The organism is Diaphorobacter limosus (genome assembly GCF_033100095.1).
In the GTDB taxonomy this organism is placed as follows: Bacteria; Pseudomonadota; Gammaproteobacteria; order Burkholderiales; family Burkholderiaceae_C; genus Alicycliphilus; species Alicycliphilus limosus.
Map to the genome: position 1 here is coordinate 4,025,675 of NZ_CP136921.1, position 12,837 is coordinate 4,038,511.

Here is a 12,837-nt window from a genome sequence, read left to right on the forward strand (position 1 = left end):
GGTGATCCACATGAACGTCAAGAAATTTGCCCCCATCGGTTACGGCCTGCTGCTGCTGGGCCTGATCGCTGCGCCCTTCGTGGGTGCCTACCCGGTGTTCGTGATGAAGCTGCTGTGCTTCGCGCTGTTCGCCACGGCCTTCAACCTGCTGCTGGGCTACACCGGCCTGCTGTCCTTTGGCCATGCGGCCTTTCTGGGCGGCGCGGCCTATGTGACGGGCCATGCCGTCAAGGTCTGGGGCGCTACGCCCGAGCTGGGCCTGCTGATCGGCACGCTCTCTGGTGCACTGCTGGGCCTGGTGATGGGCTGGTTCACCATCCGCCGCCAGGGCATCTACGCCACCATGATCACGCTGGCGCTGGCGCAGATGCTGTTCTTTGCGGCGCTGCAAATGCCGTTCACCGGTGGCGAGGACGGCCTTCAGGGCGTGCCGCGCGGCAAGCTGTTCGGCGTGCTCGATCTGTCCAGCGACCTGACCATGTACTACGTGTGCCTGGTGATCGTGGTGCTGGCCTTCCTGCTCATCGTGCGCACCATTGATTCGCCGTTTGGCCAGGTGCTGCGTGGCATCAAGGAAAACGAGCCGCGCGCCACCTCGCTGGGCTATGACACCAACCGCTTCAAGCTGCTGGCCTTCGTGATCTCGGCCGCCATCGCCGGGCTCGCTGGTGCCCTCAAGACCCTGGTGCTGGGCTTTGCCACGCTGTCGGACGTGCACTGGAGCGCCTCGGGCCATGTGGTCTTGATGACCCTGGTCGGCGGCATGGGCACGCTGGCCGGCCCGCTGGTCGGCGCCGCCGTGGTGGTGGCGCTGGAGAACAAGATCGGCGACCTGGGCACGCTGCTGGCCAAGCTGACGACCATCGACTGGTTCAACACCCTGGGCGAGTCGGTGACCATCGTCACCGGCCTGATCTTCGTGGTCTGCGTGCTGGCCTTCCGCCGCGGCATCATGGGCGAGATCGTTGCCTGGCTGGAGCGGCGCGGAACCGGCGGCGGCAACAGCCATTGACGTGAGGCATGCATGGCCCTGCCGCCATGCCCCGCGCAGCGGCCATACACGGTACCTTGCCGCGTATGGCCGCTGTGTTTTCATGGCAAGCAACCATCAATCAATCGCTCGGATTGATCAACGCCGGATCTCTTGGCGCAGCGGGCCTGGCAGATTGGCGCGCGCCGGGGTTTTACGCCGCAGCAGGCGCATGGCATTGGCGATGACGATCAATACCGAGCCTTCATGGAACAGCATGCCGGCGGCCATGGTCACGCCCCCCATGAGAACCCCGGCCAGCAGCAAGCCGACGGTCACCAGCGCAATCACGATGTTCTGGCGGATGTTGGCGAGCGTGCGCCGCGCCAGCGAGATGGCCTCGGGCAGCTTCAGCAGGTCGTCGCCCATGAGCGCGATGTCGGCGGTTTCCACTGCCACGGCCGAGCCGGCCGCGCCCATGGCCACGCCGACGTCGGCGGTGGCCAGCGCCGGGGCGTCGTTGACGCCGTCGCCGACCATGGCCACGACATGGCCGGCGCGCTGCAGGCGAGCGACGATGTCGAGCTTGTCCTCGGGCAGCAGTCCGGCGTGCACCTCGTCGATGCCGGTGGCGGCGGCGACGGCATCGGCCACCGGCTTCACGTCGCCGGTGAGCATGACGACCTTCTTCACGCCCGCCTTGTGCAGCGCGGCCACCATGGCGGCGGCGTCGCGCCGGATCTCGTCGGCCACGGCGATCACGCCCAGCACCTGGTCGTCCACGGCAACGATCATGGGCGTGCGCCCCTGGGTGGCGAGCTCGTGCGCCACGCGGTCTGCGCCCACCGTATCGGCGACGCCAAATTGCTCCAGCAAGCCCAGGTTGCCGATCAGCACCCGCTTGCCATCGACGCGCGCGGTGATGCCCTTGCCGATGACCGGCTCGATGTGCTCGGGCAGCGCGGCCACCGGGATGCCGGCCTTCTCGGCGGCTTCCAGGATGGGGCGCGCCAGCGGATGCTCGGAGCCCGCCTCGGCGCGCGCGGCCCAGGCCAGCGCCTGGTTCTTCTCCACGCCCGGCGCCAGCGCCACCACGTCGGTGAGCTGTGGCCGGCCCTTGGTCAGCGTGCCGGTCTTGTCCACGGCCACGACGTCGATCTTGGCCGCGGTCTCCAGGAACTCGCCGCCCTTGATCAGGATGCCGTCGCGTGCCGAGCGGCCAATGCCGGCGACGATGGACACGGGAATGGAGATCACCAGCGCCCCCGGGCAGGCCACCACCAGCAGGGTCAGGCCCAGCACCACGCTGCCGCTGATGAGCCCGGCCAGCAGCGCCAGCACGACGATGGCGGGGGTGTACCAGGACGAAAACTTGTCGATGAATTTCTGCGTGCGCGCCTTGGCGTCCTGCGCGTCTTCCACGCGGTGAATGATGCGCGCCAGCGTGGTGTCGGCGCCGATGCCGGTGGCCAGCACCTGCAGGAAGCCGCCGCGCGAGATGGTGCCGGCGAAGACATGGTCGCCCTTGGACTTTTCCACCGGGATGGATTCGCCGGTGATCGACGCCTCGTCGAGCGCGCCGGTGCCGGCGATCACCTCGCCATCGACCGGCACCTTGGCGCCGTTCTTGACCAGCACCACCTCGCCCATGGCGACGCTGGCGGCGGGGATTTCGACCTGCTCGCCCTTGCGCATGACGATGGCCGTGTCCGGCGCCACGGCAATCAGCTCGGCGAGCGCCGCGCGGGTCTTGTTCAAGGTGGCCGATTCCAGCGCGTGGCCAATGGCAAATAGGAAGGTGACGGCCGCCGCCTCCCAATACTCGCCGATGATCAGCGCGCCGATGGCGGCAATGCTCACCAGCAGGTCGATGCTGATGTGGCGCACGGCGAGCGCGCGGATGGCGTTGCGCACGACGGGCAGGCCGGCCACGATGGCGGCGGCGACCATCAGCAGATCGCCGGCCGTGGCGGCGCCGTAGCCCTTGGAGGCGGTGAATGAAGCCAGGATCAGCAGGCCGGACAGGGCGGGAATCGTCCAGCGGCCGTTGATCCATGCATTGATGTTGTTCATGAGGTATCCATGTTCGTGATCAGGGTCGGGAGATCAAAAGAAGAGGCATGCCGCCGCCAGGCGGCATGCTGCTGTGGGGTGAAATGAGCGGGCCATGCTGCGGCCCGCTGCGCCGCGTCAGAACGCCGATGCCCGCGCCGTGAAGCCGACCTTGGCGATGGCGGCGATGAGATCGTCCACGCTGACGGTCTCGGGGTGGTGATCGACTTCGATGCGCGCCGACGCGAAGTGCACCTTGACCTGGCTCACGCCAGCCATGCCACCGACGCTTTTCTCGATTTTTGTCACGCAGGACGGGCAGGAAAAGCCTTCGGCGCGCAAGGTGGTGCGGGTGTTCGTGGGGTTCATGGTGTTCTCCTTGTTGATGACTACTTGGTTGGGGGATGCCTTCACCATAGGCCGGCCGGCCGGATGGCTCCATGAGAAACGTCAATCAACCGCACGCGGCCTTAGCGTGCCGGTCAGCCCATGCCGTCGCGCAGCTGCCGCAGGCGCGCCGCATCGGCAACGGCGACCCAGCGCCGGCCCGCCTCGATAGCGCCCTCGCGCTGCCACTGGCTCAGCAGGCGGCTGACCGATTCGGTGGCCGCGCCGGCCATGGCGGCGAGGTCTTCGCGCGCCAGGGGCACGTCCAGCAGCGTCGCCCCGTTCCAGGGCTTGCCGACCTTGCCGGCCAGCACCAGCAGGATGGCGGCCAGCCGCTGCTCGAGCGGCGCGCCGGCGAGCATGTGGATGGCTTGCTGCGACTGCGTCAGCCGGTGCGCAACCCCCTTCAGGGTGGCCACGGCCACCTGCGGGATTTCATGCATCACGGCATCGTATTCGGATGCATCGAGCCCGAGCAGGCAGGCCGGCGTCAAGGTGGTGGCGCTGTCTGCGTAGTGCTTTTGCCCCAGCGCCGGCAGGGCGCCAAAAAAGTCGCCCGGGGTGAGCAGGTCGATCAGGGACTCGCGCCCATCGGCCGCAAGGCGCGTGGTTTTGACGGCACCGGTCGCCACCACGTAAAGATGCGTCGCGGCATCGCCCTCCATGTAGACCGGCGTAGCGGCGTCAAAGCGCTGCGCCCGGCAATGCCGGTTGATCTGCGCCAGCTGCTGCGCGTCGAGTTCGGCAAAGAGCGGTACTTTCTGGCAGACGGCGAGGCGCATGGCCAGCGAGCAGGCCTGCGGGTCGGGATCCGGCAGGGACAGTGGAATGTGGCGACGCTGGTTCATGGCCTGTATTTCCTCTTGCTCCCGAAGGGTTCTTGGTCGTATGCAGAGGCATGAACGAAAGGTGGCGCTTTCATGTTTCGATATTTCCGGGTTGCCGTGCCAGGCGCAGCGGCTGCGCATAGCCCGTCATTTCCAGATAGCCGCGCCCCAGCGCGCGGCCTGCTGCGTCGCGCAGCTCGCTCAGACCTTCCCAATAGATGGCGCCAGTGGAGCCGCGGCTGTCGAGCTCCTGCGCATCCAGCAGCGCCCGCACGGTAAAGCTGCCTGCCGGCGTGTCCACGCGCCATTCGACCGGGTAGAGCGCGCCGCTGACATTGCTGCGCCAATGTCGTAGCGGCGTGAAGCGCACCGCCTGCGGCTCGAAGGACTGCGCTCCGGATACGCCCGCCTGCCGCCAGGATCCGCCCGCCCACAGCGCGCTGCCGTCCGCGCGGCGCAGCTGGAAGGCGGTGAGCGCGCCGCCGTCATCCAGGTTCATGCCTATCCAGTCCCAGCCCACGGCGTCGGGGTGCATCAACGCCTGGCTGCACTCGTGATCCAGCCAGGCGCGGTTGTCGGGCCCAGGCGCGTCGGTCACGGTCATGCGGCGCCCGCCCAGGGTGATGGCCCCCGTCACGGCCAGCTGCGGCTGGCTGTAGTAGTAGCTGGCCTGGCTGGCATCGGGCCCCTTGCGCGACAGGCTGGCGTCGCCCTGCAGCAGGATGGGCTGGGTGCTGGCGCAGGACAGCTCCAGCGCAAAGCCGTCGGCCTGGGCGCGGATGTCGTAGCGGCTGTGGCCCGGCGCGCTGGTGGGGGTGCGCGCCAGCGACCAGTCGCGCAGGTGGATGTTGGTGTCGTCCTCGGCAGCCTGCGCTATGCCAAAGCCGGCGCGCGCGATGCGCTGGTCGTGCAGCTGGCGCCCACCTTGCAGGTCGGTCAGCGCGGCATGGGCAAAGAGCAGCTGGCGCGCGGCAAAGGCCGATTGCAGGCCCTGCGTGGCATCGACGCGCGAGCGAAAAAAAGTGATCTGAAAGCCCCACAGCCGCCCGGGCGTGGGGCCGGTGCGCGCCTGGCCGGTGAGGTACCACCACTCGGTGCGCAGATCCGGGTGGCTGCCATGGTCGCGCGGAAAGACCAGCGTCCGCGCCGGCAGCGCCGCCGCCGGCCCGGCCCAGGCCAGGACGCCCAGGGCCAGCAGCGCGCGGCGGTTGATCAAGCCAGCTGTTCCCGCAGCCGCTGCTCGGCCGCCGCGCAGTCGCCCATGCAGCGCCGCACCCAGTCCGCGTCGTGGTAGGTGGGCAGGTAGCGCTCGCCCGCGTCGCACAGCAGCGACAGGATGGAGCCCTGCTCGCCGCGCGCACGCATCTCCTGCGCCAGGCGCAGCATGGCGACGAAGTTGGTGCCGGTGGACGGCCCCACGCGCCGCCCCAGCAGCGCGGACAGGGCGCGCATGGCGACGATGGAATCCACGTCCTGCACCTCGTCCATGCGATCGACCAGGGTGCGGATGAAGCTGGCCTCCACGCGCGGGCGGCCTATGCCCTCGATGCGCGAGCCCGGTGCTGTGAGCGTGGCGTCGCCCGTGCGGTGGTAGGCGGCAAACACCGAGCCGGCCGGGTCGGCCACGCAGACCTGGGTGGCGTGCCGTTGATAGCGCACATAGCGACCAATGGTGGCGCTGGTGCCGCCCGTGCCGGCGCCGACCACGATCCAGCGCGGCACCGGGTGGCGCTCGCGCCGCATCTGGCTGAACATGCTCTCGGCGATGTTGTTGTTGCCGCGCCAGTCGGTGGCGCGCTCGGCATAGGTGAACTGGTCCATGTAATGGCCACCGGTCTCGGCCGCCACGGCGCGCGCGGCGTCGTAGACCTCGCCTGCGCCGTCCACGAAATGGCAGCGCCCGCCGTAGAACTCGATCAGCGCGATCTTTTCGGCCGAGGTGCTGCGCGGCATCACCGCCACAAAGGGCAGGCCCAACAGGCGCGCGAAGTAGGCCTCGCTCACGGCGGTGGAGCCGCTGGATGCCTCGACGATGGCCCGGCCCTCGCGCACCCAGCCGTTGCACAGCGCGTACAAAAACAGCGAGCGCGCCAGCCGGTGCTTGAGGCTGCCCGTGGGGTGGGTGGACTCGTCCTTCAGGTACAGGTCGATGCCGGCGGCGGAGAAGGCCGGCAGCGGCAGCGGTATCAGGTGCGTGTCGGCGCTGCGCTGGTAGTCGGCCTCGATGCGCGCGATGGCGTGGTGCAGCCAGGCGCTGGCGCTGGGGGATGGGGGGGCGGCGATGGTGGGCATGGGGCCCATTGTGCGGCCTACCAGTCCTCCTTGACGGCCATGACCGCGTCCTGCCCGGCGGCCTGGCGGCCCGCCAGCCAGGCCGTCAGCGTGCCCACGGCCAGGACGGCGGCGGCAAGCGCGCCCAAGCGCGCCCAGGGCAGGGCCAAATCCATGCTCCAGTGAAAGCTCTGTGGGTTCACCACATGCACCAGCACCGCCGCCACGGCCAGGCCCAGCAGCAGGCCGGCGACGGCGCCCACGGCCGTCCAGGCCGCGCCCTCGGCGGCGACCACGGCCAGGATTTGCCGGCGCGTCAGGCCCAGGTGGGCCAGCAGGCCAAACTCCTTGCGCCGCGCCAGCACCTGGGCGCTGAAGCTGGCGGCCACGCCGAACAGCCCGATGGCGATCGCCACCGCCTGCAGCCAATAGGTGATGGCGAAACTGCGGTCGAACATTGCCATGGAGCGCGCGCGTATCGCCTCGGCCGTGGTGAAGGCCAGCGCGCCGGCCGCCGCCGGCCCCAGGCTCTGGCGCGCCTGTTGCAGCACCTGGGCCTGCAGGGCATCGGCGCTGGCGCCGGGCGCGGGCCACAGCGCCAGGTCGCTGGCGCGCGCGTCGCCCGTCAGGCGCATGAAGTCCTGGCTGTCCAGGGCGATGGCGCCATGCTGGCGCACATAGTCGCGCCATACGGAAGCTACATAAAATATAGCTTTTGGCGCTTGTCCTGATTGCGCTAGAGGCCTGAAAACCTCTGAAAGCAGGGGCCAGTCCGCGCCCGGCCTGACGCCGTACAGGTCGCGCACCGCCTCGCTCACATACACGCCCACGCGCCCCTTTGGTACCGGCAGGGCCGCGCCCACCAGCGGCAGGGCCTGGGCTGGGTCGCCACCCAGCGGCCACGCCAGCAGCGCCACGGCCGGGCGATCGGGCTGCAGCTGCAGGCTGCTGGTGCGCAGCGCCTGCACCCGCGCCACGCCGGGCAGGCGGGCCAGGGCGTCGGCAAAGCCGGGCGGAAACACGGCGGCCTCGTCGCCCGTGGCACCGCCGGCGGCGCGCAGGTACAGGGGCGCGGGCAGCACGCTGTCCAGCCACTGGCCGAGCGAGCCGCGAAAGCTGCCCACCATCACCGTCAGCGCCACCGCCAGGCTCAGGGCCGCGACCACGCCGCCCACGGCCACGGCGGCGCTGGCGGGCATGCGCCGCGCGCGCTCCAGCGCCAGCAGCGCCAGGGCGTTGCCCGCCGCCAGCGGCTGCAGTTGCCGCAGCAGGGCCTGCACCAGCCAGGGCAGCAGCGCCATGCCGCCGACCAGCAGCAGGCCGACAGATACATAGGCCGCAAGCGCTAGGCCAAAAATGGGCGGAACGCCCGCCAATAAAGCGCTGGCAGCTATCAATACAATACCTGCCCAGGGGCGCCCGCCAGGCCCGTCCTGGCTGCCCAGGCCCTTGAGCGTCTGCGCCGGCGCCAGCCGCTGCGCCTGGCGCGCGGGCCACCAGCCGCCGATGAGGGCCGCCGCCACCCCCAGCAGGCCATAGACCAGGGCGGCCGGCGCGCTCCACTGCAGCGCCGGTTGCACGCCCGTGAAGTAGCCCCCGCCCAGGTCGCCGCCCAGCAGCGCCAGCGCCAGCGCCGCCAGCAGCGTGCCCAGGGCAATGCCGGCCAGGCTGCCCACCACGCCCAGCGCGGCCGACTCCAGCAGCACCAGCGCCAGCCGCTCGCGCGGCGTGGCGCCCAGCACGGCCAGCAGCGCCAGCTGCGGCGCGCGCTGCGCCACGCTGAGCGCCAGCACCGAATACACCAGGAAGGCGCCTGTGAACAGCGCCACCAGGGCCAGCACCGTGAGGTTCACGCGGTAGGCGCGCGAGAGGCTGTCCACGCGCTGCAGGGCGTCCTGTGGCTCGGCAAACTGCACGCCCGCGGGCCAGCCGGGCAGGGCGGCCAGCGCCTCTTGCAGCTGCGCGCGCGTGTGGCCCGGGCGCAGGCGCAGGTCGATGCGCGTGAGCTGGCCCTGGCGGCCAAATAAGTCCTGCGCCGCGCCAATGTCCATCACGGTCAGGGGCGCGCCGCCCGCCGCCACCACGCCCGCCACCCGCACCAGATGCTGCTGCAGGCCGGCGTGCAGCGTGAGGGCGGGGCTGTCGGCATCGATGCTTGCCAGCCCCAGGGCCTGCTGCGCCGCCGCGTTCAGAAATACCGTGGCCGGCGCCAGCATGGCCAGGCGGTCTGCGCCCGCATGCGGGCGTGGCGCCAGCGCCGGGGCCATGGCCGGCAGCAGCAGCGCGTCGGCGCCCAGCAGGCGCAGTGGCACGCCATCCGGTGCGGCGGCGCTGCTGGCGCGCACCGGCAGCTCCAGCCAGGGGCTGGCCAGGGCCACCTGGGGCTGGGCGGCGACCAGGCCGTAGAGCGACTCTGGTAGATGGCCGCGCGTGGCGCGCAGCTCCAGATCCGGCTGGCCGCCCACGGAGCGCATCGCCTGGCTGAACTCGCCCAGCGCCGACGCGTTGATCACATGCACGGCAAAGCCCAGCGCCACGCCCAGCATGACGGCGGCCACGGCGGCTGCGCTGCGCCAGGGGTGGTGGCGCAGCGCGCGCCAGGAGAAGCTGCTGAGCAGGGCGGCAAGCATGGGGCTGATTGTCCCCGCCCATGGCCGGGTTTGCGCCATATCAAACCCCTGGACTCTGTGCCCTTGAACCCCGGGCATGGGGGCCTATATAGATGGCAACGGGCAGGATTCGCTTGCCCGATGGCCCCCAGGGGCTCTTTATCTCAACGTGTCAAGGAAGGAGTTTCATCATGAATGCACTGGTCAGCCGCAGCGGTTTGTTCGACGATTTCTTCAAGGACTTTGCGCCCGCCTTCTATGTGCGTCCGCTGCATGGCGACGCGCTGCCCGAGCCGTCCCAGATCAAGATCGACGTGAAGGAGGACGACGCCGCCTATACCGTGCATGCCGAGGTGCCGGGCGTGCCCAAGGAGGACATCAACGTCTCCATCGACGGCAACGTGGTCAGCCTGCGCGCCGAGGTGCGCCAGCATGACCAGAAGAAGGATGGCGAGAAGCTGCTGCGCAGCGAGCGCTACTACGGCGCGGTCGCCCGCAGCTTCCAGCTGCCCGTGGAGGTGGACGCCGCCCAGGCCAGGGCGCGCTACGACAACGGCGTGCTGGTGCTCACGCTGCCCAAGAAGCAGGGCAACAAGACGCAGCGCCTGGCGATCGAGTAAGCCAGTGCAACGCCCGCCCGGGTTGCGCCCCGGGTGGGCGCGTCAGGGCGCATCGCGGAACTTGTAATGCGCGTGGTTCAGCGCTGCGGAAATGGCCGTGATCTCCTCGGGAAACAGGTTCAGGCTGAGCTCGCTGCTGCAGCGCTCGACCATGCCCTGCAGCAGCGCCGGTGTGTTGATGCGGCCCTTGGGGCGATAGATGGCGTTGCCATCGTCGGCCCATTTGCGCGCATGGCATTCGGCGCATTTGTTCTCGGCGATCAGCCGCTGGCCCAGCTTCAGGTCGGCGTTCTTGAACAGGGCGGGCTCCTGTGCCGATGCGGCCGAGCCCATGCCCAGGGCCAGCAGCAGCAGCCATTGCGAGGTCAGGGGTGGCATGGTATCTCCTTTTTACTATTTAATTGATAGCTTTTGGCGCTTGATGCATAAGCTTTTGATGCCAAAAACATGATGAATCATCACTTGCCCAGGGCCTGGCGCGCCCGCTCCAGCCGGCCGTCCAGGTAGGCCGAGTAAAAGTCGGGCGAGCCGCCCACCAGCCGGTCCGCCACCTCCTGCCCGCCCGGGCCCAGAAACAGCACCGTGGGCGCGGCCTTCACCTGCCAGGCGCGCACCAGCGCGTCATGCGTGCTGGGCTGGCCCTGCAGGTTGCGCGTGACCTGCGTGCCGCGCATGTCCACCTGCACCACGGCCAGGCCTTCGCGCGCATGCATGGGGGCCAGGTAGTTGCCCCGCACCTCGTCACACCAGGGGCAGGGGTGCAGGCTGACCATGACCACCAGCGGCTGACCCTGCCTGAGGGCGCGTGCCAGCTCGTCGGGCAGCGATTGCGACAGCGGCAGCTGGGCCTTGGCCGCCCGTGCCGGGCCGATCCAGCCAACCCCCAGGCCGAGCGTGGCCAGCGCTGCCAGAGCCTTGCGGCGCATCTTGTCGGCGCTTGCCGGTGTTGACTTGGTCATGGCGTTTCATGCTCCATCAGCAGATAGGTGTTGTAGGCGTTCATGCGGTTGGCCGCGCCAAACAGCGGTAGATGCTCGTAGGCGCTCCAATCGGTGGCCTTGTAGGCCTCTTCAAAGGGCGTCATCTCCTGCGCGGCGGCGCCCATGTTCTTGCGCAGATAGACAAGATAGTCGCGCGTGAGCTGCATGTCCTGGCGCGCCTGGGTGGACACCGGGCCGTGGCCGGGCACGATGACGCGCGTGTCAAAGGCCAGCAGCTTGTCCAGCGAGAGTATCCAGCTGCGGCTGTCGGCCTGGCCGACAAAGGGGATGCGGCTGCGAAACACCAGGTCGCCGGCGTACAAGACTTTGCGCTGCGGCAGGTAGACGGCCAGGTCTTCCGGCGTGTGCGCCGGGCCGACGGGCTGCAGCACCAGCTGCGTGTCGCCCACGGTCAGCTCCTGGCGGCCATCGACCCATTGCGTGGCCGGCACCAGCCGTGTCTTGTCATTGATCCAAGGCGCCAGCTCCTCGCGCGAGGCCTGCAGCCGCAGGCGCGCGGTGTCGGCGTGCAGATATTCACGCCCGGCCTGGTGCGCCAGTATTGGTATGCCCCGGTCGGCAAACACCTGCAGGCCATAGACATGGTCGGCGTGGTAATGCGTCACGATGACATGGCTGACCGGCTTGTCCGTCACCCGGGCGATCTCGGCCAGCAGCCGCTCGGCCAGCGCCGGCGAGCCCAGGGCGTCCACCACCACCACGCTGGTCGAGGTGACGATGAAGCCGGCGTTGGAGATAAAGTTCTGGTTGGCCGGCGAGCCCAGGGCCGACATGCCTTCGACATACCAGCAGCCCGGCGCCGCCTCGTGCGCCTGCATGGCGGGTGCCGCGGGCGGTTTGTCAGCCGCCTGGGCATAGCCCGCCCAGCGGCCGCCGAGCAAGCCGCCCAGGCCCAGGCAGGCGCAGCCCTGCAAAACTTGGCGTCGGCTCGGTGTTGGCTGCATGATGTCTCCCGCGTGTATTAGTAAGAGCTAATTGATTATCAAAAATGACCATCGACTTGGCAACCTTGGTGGAGCGGCATGGCACGGCCGGTGTGCTCTCGGTGGGCGGGGCCGTGATCGGCCTGCTGTTCGGTTTTTTTGCCCAGCGCTCGCGGTTTTGCCTGCGTGCGGCGGTGATCGAGTTCTGGCGCGGCAAGTTTGCCGAGAAGCTCTCCGTCTGGCTGCTGGCGTTTGCCACGGCGCTGATCGCGGTGCAGGGCTTGATTCTGGCCGGCTGGCTGGACGTGAGCGGCGTGCGCCAGCTGGCCAACCGCGGCAGCCTGTCGGGCGCGCTGGTCGGCGGCCTGCTGTTTGGCGTGGGCATGGTGATGACGCGTGGCTGCGCCAGCCGCCTGCTCATCCTGTCGGCCAACGGCAATCTGCGCGCCCTGCTGTCCGGGCTGGTGTTTGCCGTGACGGCGCAGGCCACGCTGGCCGGCAGCCTGGCGCCGTTGCGCAGCGAGATCGCCGGCTGGTGGACGGTGGAGGGCGGCAGCGCGCGCAACCTGCTGGCCCTGGTGGGTGCCGGCCATTGGGATGGCCTGGTGCTGGGCGCGCTGTGGCTGGCGGTGGCGCTGTACTTTTCCTGGCGCAGCGGCAACCGGGCCTGGATGTGGCTGGGCGGGCTGTGCACCGGCCTGGCGGTGGCCCTGGCCTGGTGGTTCAACCACGCGGTGGCGCAGGCCAGCTTTGATGTGGTGCCGGTGGGAGGGCTGACCTTCAGCGGCCCGTCGGCCGAATGGCTGATGCGCGTGCTGGCCAACCCCGGGGCGAGCTTTGGCTTCGATTCCGGCATGCTGCCCGCGGTGTTCGTCGGCTCGCTGCTGGGGGCGCTGGTGGGGCGGGAGTTCAAGGTCGAGGGCTTCAAGGACGGCTACAGCATGGCGCGCTACATCGCCGGCGCCATGGCCATGGGCTTTGGCAGCATGCTGGCCGGCGGCTGCGCGGTGGGGGCCGGCATGACGGGCGGCGCCATCTTTTCGCTCACCGCCTGGCTGGCGCTGGCGGGCATGTGGCTGGGTGCCGGGTTCATGGACCGCTGGCTGGCCGAGCCCATTCACAGTCTGCAGCCGGTGACCCAGCAGGCGCCCATCGTGGAACAACTGGCACCCTGAAC

12 protein-coding genes are annotated in these 12,837 nt (G+C 69.5%); 3 read left to right on the top strand and 9 right to left on the bottom strand.

The genetic code is table 11. The annotated features are described in order from the left end of the window. Nucleotides 1-10: 10 nt before the first annotated feature. Nucleotides 11-1,012 (top strand): branched-chain amino acid ABC transporter permease, encoded by a 1,002-nt coding sequence (locus tag P4826_RS19380; protein WP_317701968.1) that lies wholly within the window; start codon nucleotides 11-13, stop codon nucleotides 1,010-1,012. Nucleotides 1,013-1,129: 117 nt separating this feature from the next. Here P4826_RS19380 and P4826_RS19385 read toward each other — a convergent pair whose 3' ends face one another. The 6 genes from P4826_RS19385 to P4826_RS19410 form a co-directional block, all read right to left on the bottom strand. After that, the gene (locus P4826_RS19385; RefSeq protein ID WP_317701969.1) at nucleotides 1,130-3,043 is read right to left on the bottom strand and encodes a heavy metal translocating P-type ATPase; all 1,914 of its coding nucleotides are present in this window, start codon (nucleotides 3,041-3,043) and stop codon (nucleotides 1,130-1,132) included. 117 nt (nucleotides 3,044-3,160) lie between these two features. After that, a complete protein-coding gene (locus P4826_RS19390) occupies nucleotides 3,161-3,391 on the bottom strand; it encodes a heavy-metal-associated domain-containing protein (RefSeq protein WP_317701970.1) in 231 nt (76 codons plus the stop codon). 113 nt (nucleotides 3,392-3,504) lie between these two features. Beyond that, entirely contained in the window at nucleotides 3,505-4,257 is a 753-nt protein-coding gene (locus tag P4826_RS19395) for a Crp/Fnr family transcriptional regulator (RefSeq protein WP_317701971.1), read from the bottom strand. 70 nt (nucleotides 4,258-4,327) lie between these two features. Further along, entirely contained in the window at nucleotides 4,328-5,452 is a 1,125-nt protein-coding gene (locus tag P4826_RS19400; RefSeq protein ID WP_317701972.1) for a lipocalin-like domain-containing protein, read from the bottom strand. After that, nucleotides 5,449-6,537: a PLP-dependent cysteine synthase family protein gene (locus P4826_RS19405; RefSeq protein ID WP_425605191.1), complete on the bottom strand. Its 1,089-nt coding sequence runs from the start codon at nucleotides 6,535-6,537 to the stop codon at nucleotides 5,449-5,451. The genes P4826_RS19400 and P4826_RS19405 overlap by 4 nt, the downstream gene beginning before the upstream one ends. 8 nt (nucleotides 6,538-6,545) lie before the next feature. After that, complete coding sequence (locus tag P4826_RS19410) at nucleotides 6,546-9,137, bottom strand: ABC transporter permease (protein ID WP_317701974.1); 2,592 nt, start codon at nucleotides 9,135-9,137, stop codon at nucleotides 6,546-6,548. A 170-nt stretch (nucleotides 9,138-9,307) separates the two neighbouring features. Between P4826_RS19410 and P4826_RS19415 the strand changes: the two genes are divergently transcribed. Then, entirely contained in the window at nucleotides 9,308-9,736 is a 429-nt protein-coding gene (locus tag P4826_RS19415) for an Hsp20/alpha crystallin family protein (RefSeq protein ID WP_317701975.1), read from the top strand. Between the two features lie 42 nt (nucleotides 9,737-9,778). Here P4826_RS19415 and P4826_RS19420 read toward each other — a convergent pair whose 3' ends face one another. From P4826_RS19420 to P4826_RS19430, 3 genes are all read right to left on the bottom strand, one after another. Beyond that, nucleotides 9,779-10,114, bottom strand: coding sequence for a hypothetical protein (locus P4826_RS19420; RefSeq protein ID WP_317701976.1), 336 nt, complete (start codon nucleotides 10,112-10,114; stop codon nucleotides 9,779-9,781). 80 nt (nucleotides 10,115-10,194) lie between these two features. Next, nucleotides 10,195-10,695: a thioredoxin domain-containing protein gene (locus P4826_RS19425; protein WP_317701977.1), complete on the bottom strand. Its 501-nt coding sequence runs from the start codon at nucleotides 10,693-10,695 to the stop codon at nucleotides 10,195-10,197. Then, entirely contained in the window at nucleotides 10,692-11,681 is a 990-nt protein-coding gene (locus P4826_RS19430) for an MBL fold metallo-hydrolase (RefSeq protein WP_317701978.1), read from the bottom strand. Before P4826_RS19430 ends, P4826_RS19425 begins: the two co-directional genes overlap by 4 nt. Nucleotides 11,682-11,725: 44 nt before the next feature. On the opposite strand from P4826_RS19430, the gene P4826_RS19435 reads away from it, so the two are divergent. After that, nucleotides 11,726-12,835, top strand: a complete 1,110-nt coding sequence (locus P4826_RS19435; RefSeq protein ID WP_317701979.1) for a YeeE/YedE family protein — start codon at nucleotides 11,726-11,728, stop codon at nucleotides 12,833-12,835. Nucleotides 12,836-12,837: the final 2 nt, after the last annotated feature.